This is a genomic window from Phyllobacterium chamaecytisi, from assembly GCF_020164455.1.
Lineage (GTDB): Bacteria > Pseudomonadota > Alphaproteobacteria > Rhizobiales > Rhizobiaceae > Phyllobacterium > Phyllobacterium chamaecytisi.
Map to the genome: position 1 here is coordinate 160,165 of NZ_JAIQWW010000001.1, position 18,075 is coordinate 178,239.

The following is an 18,075-nucleotide window of genomic DNA, read 5'->3' on the forward strand; positions in this document are numbered from 1 at the left end:
TGAAAGGAAATATTTCATTCCAATTGTCTGAGCGTGCCTGTCGACGTATTTTCCGGGTTCGTCAGGGAGGCCGAAATGAGTGATGGAATTCGAAGTTATGCCTTGGTGGGCAATGCTGACGGTGCCGCCGTCATAACGGGTGATGCCTTCGAGGAGAAGGTCGAGGCTGAATGGTTTTCGGCGAAGGTGGATCGAAAGGAATTCAAGCAGCTCATCAAGCGGTCCGATGCCGCAGGTCTCAGACATTTTGGAATTTGGCTGGCGCTTCTCGTCGGTTCCGGGATCGTAGCCTACCTGACGTGGGGTACCTGGTGGTGCGTTCCGGCCTTCACTGTCTATGGGCTGGTCTATTCCATGGCCGACCATCATGCGCATGAGTTGTCCCACGGCACTCCTTTCAAGACGCGCCGGATCAACGAGATTCTCTATCATCTGAACGGCTTCATGACCCTGCATGAGGGGCATTACTGGCGCTGGAGCCATTCGCGCCATCACACGGAAACGCTTTTCGTCGGCCGTGACCCGGAAATTGCCGTGCCTCGGCCGCCCGACATTCTTGGCATGTTCCTCGATCTCTTCTTCCTCAAGTCGGGGCTGACCCAGATCGCCTCTATCGTGCGTCATGCATTCGGGAGCCTGAACGAGGAGGGACGCCACTTCATTCCGGAAGGGGAGAAACGCAAGGTCTTCTGGTCATCGCGAGCCTTTGTCGCGGTATTCATTGCCGTCATCGTTGCGTGCGTTTTGACGCAATCGATCCTGCCGGCGATGTTCATGGTGCTGCCCCGTTTCTACGGCGGCTTCATGGCCCAGCTCTTTAACCTCACGCAGCACGCCGGCATGCAGGAGGATATTCGCGATCATCGTCTGAGCACACGCACCTGGAAAACCAATCCGGTCTTCCGCTTTATGTATATCAACATGAACTACCACGTGGAGCATCACATGTTCCCGATGGTGCCGTTTTACAATCTTCACAAGCTGCATGCGATGATCAAGGACGAGTGCCCTCCCGCCTATGAGGGTCTGTGGGCCTGCTACGCAGAGATTATTCCCGCTGTGCTGCGACAGGTGAAGGACCCGAGCTGGTACGTCCGCCGTCCGCTGCCGATGCACGCCGTGGCCGCAGAATAAAACAACCAAGGAGGAAAATAATGAGCAGCGTTGACATCGAAAACTGGATCATGGCTTGCGAGGCCGACGATATCGATGAGGAGGATGTCGTTCGCTTCGATCACAACGGCAGGACCTTTGCGATCTATCGTTCGCCCGAAGACAAATATTATGCGACCGATGGACTTTGCACGCATGAACAGGTCCATCTTGCCGACGGACTGGTGATGGATCATGTCATCGAATGTCCCAAGCATAATGGACGCTTTGACTATCGGACAGGCCAGGCCAAGGGCGCGCCCGTCTGCGTCAATCTGAGGACGTACCCGGTGAAGGTCGAAGACGGCAAAATCCTGATTGCCTTGTAACGACGTTTTCCCCAGGCAAGGCCAGCGTCCGCGTCGACCTCGACGAAACCCTACAGTCCCTGCGGCGCTCTCTGCTTTCAAAAGCGATTCGCGAAACCGATGGTTTACGATTCGGACGGCAAAGCTGCCCCGAGCCGAAACCCTTCATTTACCATGACCGTCACAATCGCTTGAAACACCGTTCGCTTGGCGTCCGGCGGCCCCGCTTTATCCTTTCCTTAAAGCCTCATCTGCAAAAGTTAACGCCGACAGGAATGTTGCAGAGAACATTCGGGAAATGACCGCGACTTATCCGGCTCCGGCCAGATTTCGCGGAAAGCAGGAAAAAGTTGGTGCCGATTCACTCCGTCACACAATCCAGAATTGCGGCAGGCTACAAACGCCTGTGCAAGCGCTGGGTCAGTCCGTCCGCAGCTGGTGGTGCCACCGCCGAGCGGGACGCGCGTATGGCCGGCGCGTTTCTCGGCATGCCGCTGATGCTGGCTGTTGCATTGATCACCAGCCACTCGATCGTGGGTGAGCTCGACGCGATGTTGAGCCTCGTTGCCGGCGTTCTGGCGCTTCCGATGATCTTTTGCGGTGCGCTTTCAGTATCGAAGAACAGCGCATCGGTCGGCATGAGCGCGCTCATCGCCTATTCGCTATCTGTCGCCACAATCGGCGTCACCACACCATCGGCGAATTTGCTGCTCTGGATCATGGCCGCGGCCATCCCTCTCGAAACCTGGTTTATCGGCCGCAATGAGAAATCCATTCGCCTGCCGGCTGGTATTGCCGCCGGGGTGCTCGCAATACTCTTTGTCGTTGCGATGCGGGCAGGTGAAAGCGTGACATTGTCGCCCTTGGTGCTGCTTGCTTCCTTGGGCTATATGGCGACACTTATTGTCAGAACAGCCAGCACTCTCGCCGCCCGCAGCGCTGCTGCCCGCCGCGATGATCGCGTTGCCGATCTCGAGAACGCTATCGACGGCGTCGTGTTCAGCCTTGGGACGGACGGGCTCATTCTCTCGCTGTCGCCCAACGCGCAGGACCAGTTCGGCATCGCACGCAATCTCCTGATTGGCACGCCTCTGCTCGACCGTGTGCACGTGTCGGATCGTGTGCAGTTTTTGAGTTTCCTGTCGGATATGAAGAGCGGCGCTTCGAGTGCGACAGCCGAGATCAAGCTACGCTGCGTTGCGCCGGGCGCGACGCCGAAACACGCCCATAGCGTGCGCTTCGCCACCTATCGTCTGCGCGCTGTGCCGCATAGCCAGGACGCAGGTTTTGTCGTTGTCGCGACCGATATTTCCCAAGCCGTCGCTGACCGCAATGCGCTGATAATTGCACGCCGGGAGGTCGAAACCGCCGAAATCGCCAAGGGTCGTTTCCTTGCTTCGGTCAGCCATGAACTGCGCACACCGCTCAACTCGATCATCGGCTTTTCCGATGTGCTGCTGCAGGAGATTTGCGGCAAGCTGCCGGCCGGACGCCAGCGCGAATACGTGGAACTTGTAAACCAGTCAGGTAATCATCTCCTTTCGGTCGTCAACGCCATTCTCGATGTGTCGAAGATCGAGGCCGGCACCTATCCGATCTTCACGGAGAGCTTCGCCTTCAAGAATGCCGTGACCATGGTGCACGATATGATGGCGCATCAAGCATCGCAGAAGGGCGTGACCTTGTGCGACCGTGTCAGCCCGCGCATCGGTAACGTCGTTGCCGATAGCCGCGCCATCAATCAGGTGCTGATCAACCTCGTTTCCAACGCTATCAAGTTTACCGAAAGCGGCGGCGTCGTCACCATCGATGCGCTGATCGAAGACAACATGCTGGCCTTCTCCGTCAGCGATACGGGCATCGGCATTGCCGAAGCGGACCTGAAGACCTTGGGCCAGCCTTTCCGGCAGGTGCAGAACGACTACACGCGCAATCACGAAGGTACGGGCCTTGGCCTTGCCACGGTCAAGGGCCTTGTCGGGCTGCATGACGGCGAGATGAGGATCAAGAGTACTCCGGGGCAGGGCACCGTTGTAGATGTGCGCATTCCCCTGGACGGTCCCGTGATCGAACATTTCTCCGACGAGGCGAACATTGTCGAATTCAAGATCGAAAGCGATATCGAGGGAGGTTCCCATGAGGAAGCCCGTAAGTCGGCCTAGCAGCAAGCGGCGCGCTCCAAGGCGGGGCAAGTTCGCCGTGGCTGTTTTCGCTACCGGCAGTCTGATCGCCAGCAATCCTGGTATTGCCGGCGGCACGACGGCCTTCCTGGTCACACTGGGCTTCATCTCCGCCAATGCGCTTTGGTATCAGCCGCATGTGCATGAAGGCGTGTTCTTCCGCACGCGGCCGGAACTCGTTTTCAAACCCGTCAAGCAAAGCAGTATTTCATTGCCGGGCGGTACCTCGCAGGCACAATCGGCCGACGCGCCCATTCGCAAGGTAAAATCTGTTCCCGTTCCGCAGAGCCCCGACCCGATTGCCGCCGCGATCAATGGCGACCCGGTTCTGGCGCCAGGCGGCGATCCGGAAGTGGCCAAGCTGCAGCAGAAACTGCTGGCGCTTGGTTTTTATAGCGGCACTGTCGACGGGATTTCAGGCAGAGGCACCCGTGCGGCCATCGATGCCTATCGCAAGGCAACGGCCGCCATGGGTATCGAGCCCGAGCAGGCTGTTGATAATGCCAGCGAGACCACCGCGAGCATCGCCATACCGGAGAAGAAGCCGGAACAGATGCAAGAAAAGGCTACAATCCAAAAGGTTTCGACCAGTCCGTCGCAAGACAATGCTGCCGTCGCGAGCGCTGGCGGATTGTCGCCCGCAGAGATCGTACGGGTTCAGGCGGGCCTTCGCGCGTTCGGCAATGACATGGTCGAGATTGACGGCAAGGTCGGCGCCTCCACCAAAAGTGCCGTGAGCGAATTCCAGAAGCTGTTCCGTCTGCCGGTGACGGGCGAGCCGGATCAAAAGCTCCTCGCCAAGATGCAGGAAATAGGTTTAATAAATTGAGCTCTGGCTATCTCCCCCCTTGTGGGGAGAAAGCGATTTCAGCATCTTAGCCCTTGCTAAGTGCTAGAAATCGCCAGAGAGGGGATTTGCTTCAATGAACTATCCCCTCACTTGGATTTACCTGGATTTAGCACAGAGGCTAAATCCAGGTAAATCCTTTCTCTCCCACAAGGGGAGAGATAATCGGCATCGACTGCATCGCCCGAATTGAGAGAAACCGCATGCGCCTGACATCTGAATTCTGGGTTGCCGCACTGGTCAGGCGCGTCAATGGTACAGGTGCATTCGCTGCGCTGAGCAACAAGGGCGCAGCCGAGGCCGGCGCGATCTTCATCAAGTTCCGCAACGTTGACGGGAGCTACGATCTTTTCGGGCCCGCACCGCAGATGGTCTATGACGAAACCAAGCCTGATGAGCGGCTGTTCACGCCATTGAATACCGGCGTGGCTGAAATGGAAATCAATGACGATCTGGAAAAGCAGAAGCGCTGGGATCGGGATTTGTGGATCGTCGAGATCGAGGATTATCGCGGCGATCGATCCGAGCTGTTTCCGGTTGCTAAAGGCATGTAGGGAACAGGCCCGGGCCTGTTCCATTATGTTCAGAATCTCACTGAAAGGTCGGCCTTGATTGCATTGTCATGAGCCTTCTCAGCAAATTGTCCTGTATAGGAGAGGCCAATTGTGGTGCTCTCGCCGATACCCACGTCGAATCCTGCCTCGATAACGCCTGTATCATCCGCAATTGGCAGGCCTTGGGTGGTAAACGTCTGGCCGCCAAGGGCTAACCGCTGCTGCGGCGTGATATCGCCAAAGGCATGATTCCAGCCAAACATTGCGCGGGTTGTCAGGCCCACGGTTTCGCTCAAAGCAAAATCGTGGCTGACACGAAGCCCAAGCGTTGTTGTCGTCAAATCGCTGTTGCTGGCAAAGCCGGTCAGATTGGTAATGTCACCCAGATCGGAACCATCGCTCAATTTGTGATCATGCCCGCGCTCCCGGAAGCCGCCCGACTTCAGGTGTACATATCTCGCCCCAGCAAAGGGTTCAAAATCGGCAAAAGCGGACTTGATCTCATAGCCGATCTCGCTGAAAAGCTGCACGGTATTGGCATCGTAAGCAGCATCGTGCTGACCGGCGATCTGACTGAAGACGACGCTGCGTCTGGTATTGATCTCGTGCTGCGTAAGATTGGCGCCGAGGCGAAGCCCGAAACTATCCCACCGCGTGCCGCCATAGACGCCGATCTGATAGCTATCGACCGAAGCCTTGCCGCGACCGCTATGGAGCGAGGTATTGCCATAGCCCGTCAGAACACCAAGCCGCCATGTGTTCACAACGACACTGTCGAGACCGGTGACGAAGCCACCGCCGCTGCTGCTGAAGCCTGCCGCATTGTCATTGCCGTCCACATGGCCCCAACCGCCATAGGCCTCGCCCCATAGGGCGGTGGCCGGGGTGGCTGGTTGAATGGAGGCAAAGGCGTCTGTTATTTTGGCTTCTGGCGACCCGGGGCCATAGGCCAACGGTGTGCTGCCAATCACAATCGTAGGCTGTACCTTGATCGCAACACCGCCAAAGGCCGTCCGCACGCGGTTGGTCGCAGCAGCGCTGATGCTGGTATCGCTCTGCACCAGAGCGCCGGAAATTGTGGCATGAGTCTCGCCGGAAAGGGCATCGTAGGCCGGCGTCTCTCCTTGCAGTGTGAAGAGCACGGTGTTGTATAGTGCGTCGCCTGCCTCCATTCGATTGATCGCGCCCGCCACGGACTTCTGATTTGGCGTCACCGCATCGTAGCCGACCTGGATGTGGTGGGAGGGAGCCTCACTCTTCGCATCAATCTCAGCTTGTTCAATCTCAACTTTCAGGACAGGCTCAACTGTTGGGGCAACCTCTACCTTCGGATCGGTAATCGCCTGCGGGTCAGTCATTACCTGTGGATGCACTGTTACCTGCGGTTCAGCGATCTTGTCGGAAAAGCCAAGTTTCACGGTCTTGCCTGTTCCACCAACGCTGAGGACTGGCGCGAGGTATTTGTATTCTTCTTTCACGCCTTCGAACCGGCCGGTTACGCCGCCTTCGGCAGTCAGAATGACATAATTATAGTCCAGCAACTTTCTGATATCGTCTGAACCTAAAAATGCTTCTTGCCCGGCGAAGCGCGTCGAAACAACGCCTCCGTTGAGCACTGCCTCTCCTTCGACAATAAGTTGACTGGCGAAGCGTTTGTTCGTGGCGATTTCGACAATAAAGGCGCTGCCCCTGTTGAATGTCGCATCGCCTTTAACCGTAAGTGTGCCGGCGGAATTGCCGGGCAAAACCGTACCGCCATTGTCGACCATAAGAGAACCGCCCAGCGTGCCGTCGCCGGTGATTGTACCACTACCGTTTACAGCAACATTGGAGGTCAGTGAACCATCTACGACAAGCGTACCGCCATCGATGGTCGTGGCACCTTCATAAGTATTGTTGCCTGTCATCTGCAGTGTGCCCGGGCCAGATTTCATCAGGCCGCCGGGCCCGGCGATATCGTTGCTCCAGCGATCCAGTATTCCAAAACCTGCATAGTCCCATGCGTTGCCCGAGACCTGGTTGACTGCAAAATCAGTATAGAAATAGGCAGGACCATTCTGTGCCCGGGCCAGATTGATGAGGCCCCAATTGGCATCCTGTGGAGTGGCGTCCCCTAAAGGATCGACGCCATCCTTGTCCGTGTCGGCCGTACCTATGGGGTTGCGCAGGCCAAGGCCGATCATATTATCTGGAAATGCTGTGCTGGCCAGAACCTGCTTGCGCTGCTCTGGTGTAAGATATGAAAAACGCGGCAGCAGCAAGTTTGCGGCTATGTCCGGAATATCTTGCGGCCCGACCTGGGTTGCAGGCTTGTCAAACAAGGCGCCAAAATGGCCGACGGAGAAATCATCCTTCGAGTATCCATCGTAGATCGGCTTTGGCTCGTTCTGCAAACAGAGCCGGACGCTCTTGCCGCATTGTGTCTCCAGCGATGTCCTGTTTTCCCTTGCAACCGCTTGTACGGCCGCCGCATATGAACCTACCCCCATCAGATGAGACAGGTAGACAAGATTGGCAGTACGCGACGCAATGACATCCGCTGGAAAATGCGCACCAACAATGACGCGGCTTTCAGCATATTGCAGTGCACGGGAATAGATTTCATCGCCACGTTCGGGAAATATCTGCATCAAGGTTGCGGCATCTTGAAATCCCATCCATGAGTGGCCGCTTGGATAAGAGTCGCCAGTTTCAGTTTCAAAACCCTGCAGAATTTGACCGTCCTCATCAAAAACGTCCCGGGGCCGGGCTCTTTCGTGATCGTCCTTGAATTTGGAATAGCCCCGGCTCCACTCACGATAAAGACCTGCCAAATCTTCGTAGCTTTGAGTGAATTCAAATCCTTTCGTATGCGCGCCGAGTGCCGCCGCGTAGAAGGTCGGTAGTCTGTAGTCGTCGTCGTCATCCTCGTCGTCGTCTGCGAGATCGCGCCGCTTCAGATCGGCCAAGGTCTGGAATCTGCGTGCAGCCGCAAAATCAAGCTTCTCGGCAGGGCTGAAATGAGCAGGAGGATTTGGAACGATCTTGTTTTGAATGTGGTCGCGCAACAGATATCTATTTGCCTTGATGTAGGCTTCGACGGCAGTTAAATCGATCGGATCCTCCGCATGAGCTGCTTGAGAAAATCCGATCTGACCGGCAATAAAAAACAAGCCGCAAACGCCCCGCAGGAGCTTGCGCCGCACTTTGGCAAACAACATGATGCACCTTCCAATATAAATTAAGTAATATTGCCTTATTATGGAGCGGTGCTTTACGAGAAAATTAATACATGAATATGACAGACAGATCTAAACCGGAATATAACTACTAGTTGTAATTTATAAGAGAATACACCGCCAGTTGTACCAGCCAGTGTTAATATTGCTAATAAGTGACTTGGATGAGCGTCTTGAACGATAACCACGAACGCGGGCCGTATCCAAGACAAGAACGCAAACGATAGATGCCAATCAAGAAACCTTGCGGGCGCCGTTCTCGAAGTCCGCGGCCATCTCGCGCAGTTTCTGCCGTAGTTTCTGCGAGTTTTCCTGTGCCCTCCAGCGCTCGACGGTCGCCTCGGCTTTCGCCTGATCGATCTTGCGATAGGATTGCACGAAGAGGCGCAGCGAATGCAGATCCTTGTGCACGAGGCCGAACAGCCCTGTAAGGACGAGATGCGCCGCCTCGGCTGAAAGCCCGAGAGACGCCAGCGCGATCGTCAGTTCCGCGTTCAGGCCATGGCCGATGATTCGTTTTGCGGTGTCGGCATCGAGGTCAAGCGCCTTGGCAAACTCCTGTTCGAAGGAGGTGGTCTGGTCGAGAAGAGCCGCATCGACAAGATGTTCGGCCAAAGCCTGATCGCTTGAAAAACCGGCATCACTGTCCCGCATCAGCGCCTTCAAAGCCTCACGCGTTTCGCGCAGGCGCGGCGATTCCTGGGTCGAGAGGGTGTCGGGCATGTCGCTTTCCCTGCCATGGACGAAATTCGATTGAGGCGTCAAAGCACGTTCAATGGCCGGGTCATTGAACCCATGCAGCAGGCTCAGAAGTTCGGGATCGGTGATCTCGCGCCGTGCGATGGCCCGCGCGTGGCCAAGGCCCTTATGCGCGATGATGTCGATCAGGTCGGACGTGTTCAGAACCGGCGAGCGCAGCAGAAGCGGCGCAGATATATCCACCTCGTCTTCCGCGAGCGCGATGACAAGCCGTTTCGGTGCGTGGGAAAATTCCGACAGGGCGGCGGCCGCATGGCGCCGTACCCGCTGCGAGGCGAGGGCGAGGAGCGGAACCGCGAGGTCCTCGAGCTGCTGCGCATCGCTCTTTGCCGGTCTTGCGACGCAGCAGAAGGCAGTAATCGACGCGGTGAGGAGATCGTCAGCCTTGCTGCCGCTACTGCGGTCTTCAAGCGCCCGAAACTCAGGATACTTCACGAACACAACTCCACGAGACGCAGTACGAGGTTAAACAATGGCTAAAATTAGCCTTGAAGCGTTAGCAACCCGTTAACCATCGGTGGGCTAATGAAAATTATGGCGCAAATCGTGCGCGCGTAAGCATCGGCGTATCAAGGAGATCAACGAACTCGGATGCGTTGATATTCACGCCATGACGGCCTGCAAACGGCATTTTTCTGCGATCCGGTGCTCACGTACTTCAAGTACGCTCCGCTCCGGTTCTCGAAAACCACCGTTTTCGCCTCGTCATGATCGCGAATTTCGACACATCCTAAAACGGATGGGCGATATGGGGTTGGTCATCACATTTCCAGGCAGCGCAAACAAGCGCCGCACCATTGCAGACAACGAACGGCAGACGACTGCCGAAATCACGATTTTTCCCGGCGTGCGCTATGAGCGTTATGCACCGGAAGCGCCAAAGCGCGCCAAACCAAAATCACCGCGCAGATTTTTCGATAGGATGCCGCAGCCAGGTTAAATTGCTGCCTATTATTCAAGCAATTCGCATCTTTGCTTATTAGATCAGCTTTTATCGCACTTGCGTGCTTGACACGAATGGCGGCTGCGTATCCTATTGCAAATTATTACGCGCGCTAAGTTTATTCTTACACCATTTCAACAGAGAGATTTTCAATGTCATCAATTACCGGCACCGCCGAGAGTATCGGCTTACCTTCAGCTCATCCAAAGCGTCTAGCCCTTGCCAGCATGGTTGGTACGACGCTCGAATATTACGATTTCACCATCTACAACACGATGGCGGCGCTGGTCTTCAGCCAGCTGTTCTTCCCGAGCGTCGATCCCATGGTCGGCACGATGCTGGCATTTTCCACTTACGCGATCGGCTATCTATCGCGCCCGCTTGGCGGTCTGTTTTTTGGCCGCCTCGGCGACAAGATCGGCCGCCGTGCAGTGTTGGTGATAACACTGATCATCATGGGGTTAACGACTGCGACCATCGGCCTGCTGCCGACCTATGGCTCCGCCGGAATACTGGCGCCGCTGCTGCTGATAACGTTGCGCTTCGTGCAGGGTGTTGCTCTCGGGGGCGAATGGGCGGGCGCAGTCTTGCTGGCGGTCGAGCATGGACGGCAGGACCAGCGGGGACTCAATGCCTCGTGGACACAGATGGGACCCGCCCTGGGCACCCTTCTTGGGACCGGCCTGATCTATGGCTTTACGTCGCTCATGGACAACGAAACTTTCCTCGCATGGGGCTGGCGCATCCCTTTTCTTCTCAGCCTTGCCTTGGTCACATTTGGGCTGTGGGTTCGCAGCGGTGTCGAAGAATCGCCGATGTTCAAGCAGCTCGAAGAGGCGCATACCAAGGCCGAAGCGCCGATCAAGGAGGTCGTCACCAATCATTGGCGCCGCCTGTTGCTGGCGGGTGGATCCCGCATCGGCGGCGATGTGCTCTACGGGTTGATCGTTGTCTTCACGCTGACCTATGTGACCACCGTCCTGCAACTACCAAAGTCCACGGCGTTGATGGCTCTCTTGATAGGTACGGGATTCAACGCGCTGGCCGTTCCGCTCTTTGCGATCTTATCCGATCATTGGGGACGGCGACCCGTGCTCGCGCTCGGCGTCCTCAGCGCGATCATCTGGGCCTTCTTCATGTTCGTGTTGTTCGATACGGCGCAGACCATGGCGATCGTGCTCGCCTCCGTTGGTGGTCTGATCGTGCATGCGTGTCTTTACGGTCCGCAGGCGTCATTCATCATCGAACAATTCCCGACCCGTATTCGCTTCACCGGCGCATCGCTCGCTTATACTTTTGCCGGGATTATCGGCGGTGGATTCGCTCCCTTGATCATGGCGGCGCTGTTCAAAAGCTATTCGGGCTCCAACGCCATCTCGATCTATGTGGCAGGCGCGGCTTGCGTGACGGGATTGGTGCTCTTGCTTGCGCGCGAAACAGCGCATGAACCTCTGGAGGAGTAGCGCTTCTTTCGTGAAACTGGCAGCGACCTCAGGCCGTTGCCGGTCAAAGCAGCGGCGTACAGCTGGCACTCTGCAGGAAGGAACCGACTTCTTCCTTCCAGGACTCATCCGGCACGAAACTGCGGATGACAACAAAGCCTTCGTCCATGTCGGCCTCGATCAGCACGGAGTTTTCTGCCGCCGCAGGCTTGGTCTTGTTGAGTTCAATCATTTGCAGCGGTGTCGCGATGACGAGATCGAGCTGGTCGGCGATCGCGGTGCGATCGTTGATCGAATAGATGTTTTCGCCTTGGCGGTTGTAAACGGAGATTGACCAATAAGGCGTCGTGCCTATGCCGGTGATGTGAGCGGGAAGGTCCTCGATATCGAAACGGCAGGCTGCTGCCTGGAACAGTGGATCGAAGGCGAGCGGCACGGTGCCGGGCGCCCGGTCTCGAGTCACGCTATGGAATTGCCAGTCATCGCCATAGGCGGAAATGCGCGACCAGGCGTTGCGATCGGAATAGAAGGGCACGAGCAGCACAACCGCGATGTGAACGATGCCGGCTCCGATGAGACCAAAGAGCAGGGCGCGAAAAAGCTTACCCATCGCAACTGATCCTCGTGACCGCCGGGAATGTCATGTCGACGAGGCCCGAATTGCTGCCGACAGGCGTGTCATAGAGTGTCATCACCAGCACCATCCGGCCGGCGCCCATCGTGGCAAGCCAGTTTCCCGGTTGCGCCTTGGGCGAAACGAGCACGACGAACTGGCCATTCTCCTGGCGGAGTATTTGCCGCGAATGCAGCGCGGGCAGGCGGTCCTTACCCGGGTCAAGTGCGATCAATGAGCGGTCGGCCGCGTAAAGCGTCCAGAAACGCGAATTGGGACTATTGCCTTCGATCCTGTAGGAGCAGCGCCGGTCCAATGCCTGGCCCTGATTATCATCATAGGCGTAAAAGGCGAGACCCTCGGCAGACCCAAGCGGAAAGGCGCCTTCGCGGGCCGCGCGCGCCTTGGCATAGGGATCTGAGAGGAGGGTGCCGGCTTCCGGATGCCCGGTCCATTGGCCGACGGTCAGCGCGCCAAAGCCATCGAAACGGTTGACCGCATACCATGCGCTCAGCGTGCCGCCGCCAACAGCAATCACAAGCGCAATGAGGGCGAGGAGAACATTTCGAAGCATCGAATCAGGAGTACACGGGAGCGTCGGTGCACGCAATCAAAGCGCGGAGACTTTTGAGGGCAGGATTGGCAGTTTGAGCTGCGGCGCGGCCTTCAGCGCCTGGCCGATTTCGCGGATGGCAGTTGCGGTGGCGCCTGAAAGAACCCGTGGCCGCTCTTCCGCTTTCAGCGCGTCGTCGTCAACGGCTTCTGCCTCTTTGGCCGCCGCCACCTTGTCCTGCTTCGGCATGGTTGGGTCGATGCCCGGGATGGCTTTGAGATCGATGTTCTGATGCGCATAGTTCATGAAGCGCTGCCAGGTCATTGCCGGAAGGATGCCGCCCGTCAATTCCTTGGTCGGCGTGAAATTGTCATTGCCGAACCAGACTGCGGCCGTGTAGTTGCCTGTGAAGCCAACGAACCATGCATCGCGATAGCTTTGCGTGGTGCCTGTCTTGCCCGCCGCGCGCGTCATCGGCAAAGCAGCGCGCCGGCCTGTGCCCCATTCCGGCACCTGCGACAGCATGATGTTCATGTTATCTGCCGCCGTTTGCGAAAGCACCCGATGCGGTTTCACGCCATCCTTCTTCCAATCCCACAGGATGTCGCCATTCTGGCTCAAAATCTGCGTGAAGGGATGACGCATGCCGGCGATGCCGCCAGTCGCGAAGACGTTATAACCGGTTGCCTGATCCATGACGGTCATGCCGGAGGTGCCCAGCACCATGGTCTTGTGCGAGCTGATCGGCGACTCAACGCCAAAAGCCTTGGTCAAGGCTACGATGGGCGCGGTCGTCAGGTAATCCTTGGCGAGCCGCACGGGCACTGTATTGATGGATTTGACCAGTGCGGTGGTCAGGTCGATCTTGCCCAGATATTGGCGAGAATAATTCTGCGGCGACCAGTTGCCCCATGAAACCGCGCCACCGGAGACCAGCGTCTTCGGTGTCATGCCCTTTTCCATGGCGGCAGCATAGACATAAGGCTTGAACGACGAGCCCGCCTGCCGCAGCGCGGCCGTGGCGCGGTTGAACTGGCTTTCGCCATAGTCGCGGCCGCCGACGATCGCCCTGACAGCGCCGTTGTTTTCAAGGACGACGATTGCAGCCTGGGTGACGTGATATTCCTTGCCGAACTGACGAAGGTGATATTCCGCGGATTCCTCCGCTGCCTTCTGGATTCCCGTATCGAGCGTGGTGCGGACGACGAGCGTATGGGTCGGCATTTTCTGCGCGACCTTCTTGACCTCATCGAAGGCCCAATCGAGGAAATAATCCGGGCTTTCCGAGCGGCCCCGATCAACCACGGTTGCGGGATTGCGCCGTGCGCCGACCACCTGGCCTTCGGTCATCAATCCGCCCTGGACGAGATTGGTGAGCACCACGTTGGCGCGGGCACGCGCTGCCGGCAGGTTGACATGCGGCGCATATTTCGCTGGTGCCTTGAAAAGCCCGGCCAGCATTGCCGCCTCAGCCAGATTGACATCCTTGACGCTCTTGCCAAAGTAAAATTCGGAAGCCGCCGCGATGCCGAACGTTCCGCCGCCCATATAGGCGCGGTCGAGATATGTCTGCAGAATTTCCTTCTTGGTGAGGTTTGACTCCAGCCATAGGGCAAGGAAAGCTTCCTTGATCTTGCGGTCAAGGCTTCGCTCATTGTTGAGAAACAGATTTTTCGCCAGCTGCTGGGTAATGGTCGAGCCGCCCTGGACAACGGAATTGGCGCGCAGGTTTTCCGTCATGGCGCGCGACAGCCCGAGGAAATCAATGCCGAAATGGTCGAAGAAGCGACGGTCTTCAGTTGCAAGGACGGCCTTGATGACGTGGTCCGGCAATTCGTCGATGGGTACGGCACTGCGGTGCAGAATACCTCGCTGGCCGATCTCGTTGCCATAGCGGTCGAGGAACGTCACGGCGAAATCATCGCGTGTACGCCAGTTCTTTTCGGTTTCATGAAAGGCCGGGATAGCCAGCGTCAGCATGAGCACGGAACCGACTGTACCCCAGGTGAATGCTTCGCCCAGAACTTCGAATATAGCGCGACGCCAGCCCGTGACATGGAAGCGGCGGAAGAAGATGGTGGTGTCTTCCCAGAATTCTGCAAGGCGAAAGCGCGTTTCGTAAAGGGTCGAATCGATCCAGGCATCAAGCCCAAGCAGTGGCGAGACCTTGAATCGCTTGCGTTTCTTGTCCGGCCTTGGCGCGTTCATCAAACTTCTTGCCTGCCCTGTGCTAAGCCATGCTTGCCCCTGAAGGCACATGGTTTAGCGGATATCACTTAACAGCTTCTTGAGGCGGCTGTTTAGGCTTTAATATGGTCATTTCATCCCACAAAAAGAATACCGCCTTTGTGATTAATGTCACAAGGGTAAGCGCCTCCGATATGGAGATTTGACCGGGACTGTTGCCAAAAAGTTTCCACTTGCAATTGCGCCTGTCCGGTGGATTGGTGTCATTTTTCCAGGTGGGAGCATAGGCATGTCCATTGAACATTGGCTGGCATTCGTTGCTGCATCGGCAATTCTTCTCGCTATTCCTGGTCCGACGATCCTTCTCGTCATCTCCTATGCGCTTGGCCATGGCCGGCGCTTTGCGGCGGCGACGGTTGCGGGTGTTGCGCTCGGTGATTTCACTGCGATGACTGCCTCCATGCTTGGACTTGGCGCCTTGCTCGCGGCATCGGCAGCGATCTTTACCGTGCTGAAATGGGTTGGTGCCGCCTATCTTATCTACCTTGGCATCAAGCTCTGGCGTGCGCCGATCGCCAATCCTGAAACCGGCGAAACGCCGGAAAAGAACGAGAAGGCCCACCGCATCTTCCTCCACGCCTACGTGGTGACTGCTCTCAATCCGAAAAGCATCATTTTCTTCGTGGCTTTCCTGCCGCAGTTCCTCGATACGACCCGCCCGATATTCACGCAAATGGTGATCTTCGAAACGACCTTCCTCGTTCTCGCGACACTGAATGCTGCAACCTACGCTGTGATGGCATCGATGGCGCGCCAGACCATCCGCGAGCCGAAGGTCCAGCGTATCGTCAACCGGACAGGCGGATCGCTGATGATCGGGGCAGGGTTGCTGGCGCTCAGCTGGAAAAAGGCATAGAGAACCTCGATAACTTCACCCTGATGGACATCTGATGCGATTTTCTGCGCTTCCGGTGCTCACGGACCAAAACGTCCGCTGCGCTCCGGTTCTCGAAAACCACACCAGCTGCCTCATCAGGTTGAATTCTCAAAGTTCTCTTCTCACGCAGTTAAGAAAATTTTCTCTATTAAGAATATAATCCTTGACTGCGTAACGGTTGTCCTGTAGGTTTTAGTCATCGTCGGAAATGTGTCCAATACTTCGCGGGCCGGTTAGCCGGGGCGAGTAGATCCGTTTCGGCTCCTACCTCAAGGACAATCCATGATCGTCAATTTTGCCGCCGCCATGCGCCGGCGAAGCGCATTTGCGCTATGCCGCGAATATGGCATATCGGCCGCCGAGGTCGTGCCGCTGCTCGGGCTGACAGAAGGCCAGTTCCTGCGAGCGCTCAAACGCGACGGCCTGTCTTATAGCGATATGCAACAGGGAAGCCGGCAGTTGCGTCTTGCCCAGCGGATCATGGATCTGCTGCGCAAGGAACTGGATACGCTTTCCTCGCTTGATAAAGAAGCGTCGGGCAAAGCGAGGCTCGATGCCCTGGCGCTTCTTGCCCGCACAATTGAGCGCGTGAGCGATCTACAAGAGCGCTTTGCAACAACAAGAGCGCAAACCGTGGGTAGCCTGAGTGCCGATGAGCTTCGCGCCGTCCTGAAACGCATTGATGAAAGGATCGATGAACTTGCTGACAGCCGTGCAAGAGAACTGGTCCAGGAAGAACTTCAACGAAAGGGAGTCGGTAGCGCTCGAACGGGAGTGGATTTGCGAGGGAAGGACGAGGCAGCAACCGCCACACGGTGAATGGCAGACATGGCTGATCCTTGGCGGGCGCGGCTCCGGCAAGACCCGGATAGGCGCGGAATGGGTCAACGGCGTCGCACAAAACTACCGGCCGTTCGCTACGCGTGGTTCATGCAACATCGCGCTGGTCGGCGAGACATTGGCGGATGTGCGCGAAGTCATGATCGACGGGCCGTCGGGTATCATGAAGGTGTCCCGCGCAGAGAGACCACGCTACGAGATGACCCGGCGGCGTCTCGTTTGGTCCAACGGCGCCACGGCGTCGATGTTTTCATCGGAAGACCCGGACAGTCTGCGCGGCCCGCAATTCGACGCCGCCTGGTGCGACGAGTTGTGCAAATGGAAACATGTGCAGGAGACCTGGGACATGCTGCAATTCGGCCTGCGTCTCGGGTTGAACCCGCGGCAGGTCGTAACGACGACGCCAAGACCGCTGCCATTGCTCAAGAATATGCTCGCCGATCCGGCAATTCGTGTGCGCCGCATGACAATGCGCGAGAATGCCGCCAATCTTGCTCCGGGCTACGTCAAGCATGTGAATGGCCTTTATGGCGGCACGCGGCTCGGGCGGCAGGAACTCGATGGCGAGTTGATCGAGGAAAGCCCGGACGCGCTGTGGTCCCGGCTGATGATGGAGAACGTGTTCTCGCCAGACGTGCCGGAACTGAAGCGGATTGTCGTTGCGATCGATCCTCCGGCCAGCGCAACGAAGAAATCCGATGCTTGCGGGATCGTGGCGGCCGGCCTCGATGAAAACGGCATGGCCTGGGTGCTGGCTGACGAGAGTTTTGCACCGGCCAAGCCGCATGAATGGGCGAGACGGGCGATTGCGCTGTTTCACAGGCTGGAGGCTGATTTGATCATTGCCGAGGTCAATCAGGGCGGCGATATGGTCGCTGCGGTGATCGCAGCGGAGGACGATGGCGTTCCCGTGCGTTCCGTGCGGGCCAATCGCGGCAAGGCGCTGCGCGCCGAGCCGATCGCGGCACTCTACGAACAGGGCAGGGTGCGCCATGCGGCGCGGTTTCCACTGCTGGAGGATGAAATGTGCGACTTCGCGCATAATGGCTTATCGAACGGCCGCTCTCCGGATCGTGTGGACGCGCTGGTCTGGGCTCTTAGCGATCTCCTGCGCCGCCGCGATGGCAGCCCGAGGATACGCGTGGTGAGGTGACATTCACGCCATGACGGCCTGCGTCATATTCCTGTTTCTGTTCATTGAAACGCCTTAGCGCTTGGAAATGAAATGGAAAATGTTATATTGGCTTTGGAGTGGGGAACGAGCTTTCGCCTGTCCCCCTTTCCTTATTTGTGAAATTGGACCCGGATTTCGAGATGGTAGCTCGTCCGGGTCTTTTTCATAATAAGGGTGATGCGAAACGGTAAAAACCGCATTGCTGCACCTCCAGGTTCGAAGGCAAGGCCCTGCCCAAGGTCGGGAGGCCAATCTTCTCGATGCAGCGGCTACCTCGATGCTTCTGCTTTTGCCCTCGAAACTCGTATCTCGACCACATTCATGGAATTGCTGCGCACGGCAACGAACGTAGGGTTGTAACTTCGTCG

At 57.1% G+C, this 18,075-nt stretch carries 15 protein-coding genes; 10 read left to right on the forward strand and 5 right to left on the reverse strand.

What is annotated here, in order from left to right; all coding sequences use genetic code 11:
* The first annotated feature begins 75 nt into the window (after nt 1-75).
* The 5 genes from LB462_RS00730 to LB462_RS00750 all read left to right on the forward strand — a co-directional run bounded on the left by LB462_RS00730 (nt 76) and on the right by LB462_RS00750 (nt 5,041).
* Entirely contained in the window at nt 76-1,134 is a 1,059-nt protein-coding gene (locus LB462_RS00730; RefSeq protein WP_224505517.1) for a fatty acid desaturase, read from the forward strand.
* 20 nt (nt 1,135-1,154) lie between these two features.
* Nucleotides 1,155-1,481, forward strand: a complete 327-nt coding sequence (locus LB462_RS00735) for a MocE family 2Fe-2S type ferredoxin (protein ID WP_224505518.1) — start codon at nt 1,155-1,157, stop codon at nt 1,479-1,481.
* 332 nt (nt 1,482-1,813) lie between these two features.
* Nucleotides 1,814-3,622, forward strand: coding sequence for a sensor histidine kinase (locus LB462_RS00740; protein ID WP_224505519.1), 1,809 nt, complete (start codon nt 1,814-1,816; stop codon nt 3,620-3,622).
* Entirely contained in the window at nt 3,597-4,469 is an 873-nt protein-coding gene (locus tag LB462_RS00745) for a peptidoglycan-binding domain-containing protein (RefSeq protein WP_224505520.1), read from the forward strand. Before LB462_RS00740 ends, LB462_RS00745 begins: the two co-directional genes overlap by 26 nt.
* A 221-nt stretch (nt 4,470-4,690) precedes the next feature.
* Complete coding sequence (locus LB462_RS00750; RefSeq protein WP_224505521.1) at nt 4,691-5,041, forward strand: DUF1491 family protein; 351 nt, start codon at nt 4,691-4,693, stop codon at nt 5,039-5,041.
* A 29-nt stretch (nt 5,042-5,070) separates the two neighbouring features.
* Here the strand turns inward: LB462_RS00750 and LB462_RS00755 are convergent, their stop codons facing one another.
* Nucleotides 5,071-8,241, reverse strand: coding sequence for an autotransporter domain-containing protein (locus LB462_RS00755; RefSeq protein WP_224505522.1), 3,171 nt, complete (start codon nt 8,239-8,241; stop codon nt 5,071-5,073).
* A gap of 252 nt (nt 8,242-8,493) precedes the next feature.
* Entirely contained in the window at nt 8,494-9,453 is a 960-nt protein-coding gene (locus LB462_RS00760) for a DUF2336 domain-containing protein (protein WP_224505523.1), read from the reverse strand.
* A gap of 313 nt (nt 9,454-9,766) precedes the next feature.
* On the opposite strand from LB462_RS00760, the gene LB462_RS00765 reads away from it, so the two are divergent.
* Nucleotides 9,767-9,958 carry a hypothetical protein gene (locus tag LB462_RS00765; RefSeq protein ID WP_224505524.1) on the forward strand — a complete coding sequence of 64 codons (192 nt, stop codon included), beginning with the start codon at nt 9,767-9,769 and terminating at the stop codon, nt 9,956-9,958.
* A gap of 155 nt (nt 9,959-10,113) precedes the next feature.
* Entirely contained in the window at nt 10,114-11,424 is a 1,311-nt protein-coding gene (locus tag LB462_RS00770) for an MFS transporter (RefSeq protein ID WP_224505525.1), read from the forward strand.
* A 43-nt stretch (nt 11,425-11,467) separates the two neighbouring features.
* On the opposite strand, the gene LB462_RS00775 is transcribed toward LB462_RS00770, so the two are convergent.
* Genes LB462_RS00775 through LB462_RS00785 form a run of 3 tightly spaced genes read right to left on the reverse strand, consistent with a single transcriptional unit; the run spans nt 11,468 to nt 14,777 of the window.
* Nucleotides 11,468-12,013 carry a DUF1254 domain-containing protein gene (locus LB462_RS00775; RefSeq protein WP_224505526.1) on the reverse strand — a complete coding sequence of 182 codons (546 nt, stop codon included), beginning with the start codon at nt 12,011-12,013 and terminating at the stop codon, nt 11,468-11,470.
* The gene (locus LB462_RS00780) at nt 12,006-12,590 is read right to left on the reverse strand and encodes a DUF1214 domain-containing protein (RefSeq protein ID WP_224505527.1); all 585 of its coding nucleotides are present in this window, start codon (nt 12,588-12,590) and stop codon (nt 12,006-12,008) included. Before LB462_RS00780 ends, LB462_RS00775 begins: the two co-directional genes overlap by 8 nt.
* A 36-nt stretch (nt 12,591-12,626) precedes the next feature.
* Nucleotides 12,627-14,777 (reverse strand): transglycosylase domain-containing protein, encoded by a 2,151-nt coding sequence (locus tag LB462_RS00785; RefSeq protein WP_224505528.1) that lies wholly within the window; start codon nt 14,775-14,777, stop codon nt 12,627-12,629.
* Between the two features lie 268 nt (nt 14,778-15,045).
* On the opposite strand from LB462_RS00785, the gene LB462_RS00790 reads away from it, so the two are divergent.
* The 3 genes from LB462_RS00790 to LB462_RS00800 all read left to right on the forward strand — a co-directional run bounded on the left by LB462_RS00790 (nt 15,046) and on the right by LB462_RS00800 (nt 17,686).
* Entirely contained in the window at nt 15,046-15,672 is a 627-nt protein-coding gene (locus LB462_RS00790) for a LysE family translocator (protein ID WP_224505529.1), read from the forward strand.
* Nucleotides 15,673-15,975: 303 nt separating this feature from the next.
* Nucleotides 15,976-16,512, forward strand: a complete 537-nt coding sequence (locus LB462_RS00795) for a hypothetical protein (protein WP_224505530.1) — start codon at nt 15,976-15,978, stop codon at nt 16,510-16,512.
* Nucleotides 16,394-17,686 carry a DNA-packaging protein gene (locus LB462_RS00800; RefSeq protein WP_255626388.1) on the forward strand — a complete coding sequence of 431 codons (1,293 nt, stop codon included), beginning with the start codon at nt 16,394-16,396 and terminating at the stop codon, nt 17,684-17,686. Before LB462_RS00795 ends, LB462_RS00800 begins: the two co-directional genes overlap by 119 nt.
* Nucleotides 17,687-18,075 lie beyond the last annotated feature (389 nt).

Bases quoted from the DNA above. Each gene is read 5' to 3' on its own strand.
- LB462_RS00730 (WP_224505517.1), top strand. From the start codon at position 76: ATGAGTGATGGAATTCGAAGTTATGCCTTGGTGGGCAATGCTGACGGT.
- LB462_RS00735 (WP_224505518.1), top strand. From the start codon at position 1,155: ATGAGCAGCGTTGACATCGAAAACTGGATCATGGCTTGCGAGGCCGAC.
- LB462_RS00745 (WP_224505520.1), top strand. From the start codon at position 3,597: ATGAGGAAGCCCGTAAGTCGGCCTAGCAGCAAGCGGCGCGCTCCAAGG.
- LB462_RS00750 (WP_224505521.1), top strand. From the start codon at position 4,691: ATGCGCCTGACATCTGAATTCTGGGTTGCCGCACTGGTCAGGCGCGTC.
- LB462_RS00755 (WP_224505522.1), bottom strand. From the start codon at position 8,241: ATGTTGTTTGCCAAAGTGCGGCGCAAGCTCCTGCGGGGCGTTTGCGGC.
- LB462_RS00765 (WP_224505524.1), top strand. From the start codon at position 9,767: ATGGGGTTGGTCATCACATTTCCAGGCAGCGCAAACAAGCGCCGCACC.
- LB462_RS00770 (WP_224505525.1), top strand. From the start codon at position 10,114: ATGTCATCAATTACCGGCACCGCCGAGAGTATCGGCTTACCTTCAGCT.
- LB462_RS00775 (WP_224505526.1), bottom strand. From the start codon at position 12,013: ATGGGTAAGCTTTTTCGCGCCCTGCTCTTTGGTCTCATCGGAGCCGGC.
- LB462_RS00780 (WP_224505527.1), bottom strand. From the start codon at position 12,590: ATGCTTCGAAATGTTCTCCTCGCCCTCATTGCGCTTGTGATTGCTGTT.
- LB462_RS00785 (WP_224505528.1), bottom strand. From the start codon at position 14,777: ATGAACGCGCCAAGGCCGGACAAGAAACGCAAGCGATTCAAGGTCTCG.
- LB462_RS00790 (WP_224505529.1), top strand. From the start codon at position 15,046: ATGTCCATTGAACATTGGCTGGCATTCGTTGCTGCATCGGCAATTCTT.
- LB462_RS00795 (WP_224505530.1), top strand. From the start codon at position 15,976: ATGATCGTCAATTTTGCCGCCGCCATGCGCCGGCGAAGCGCATTTGCG.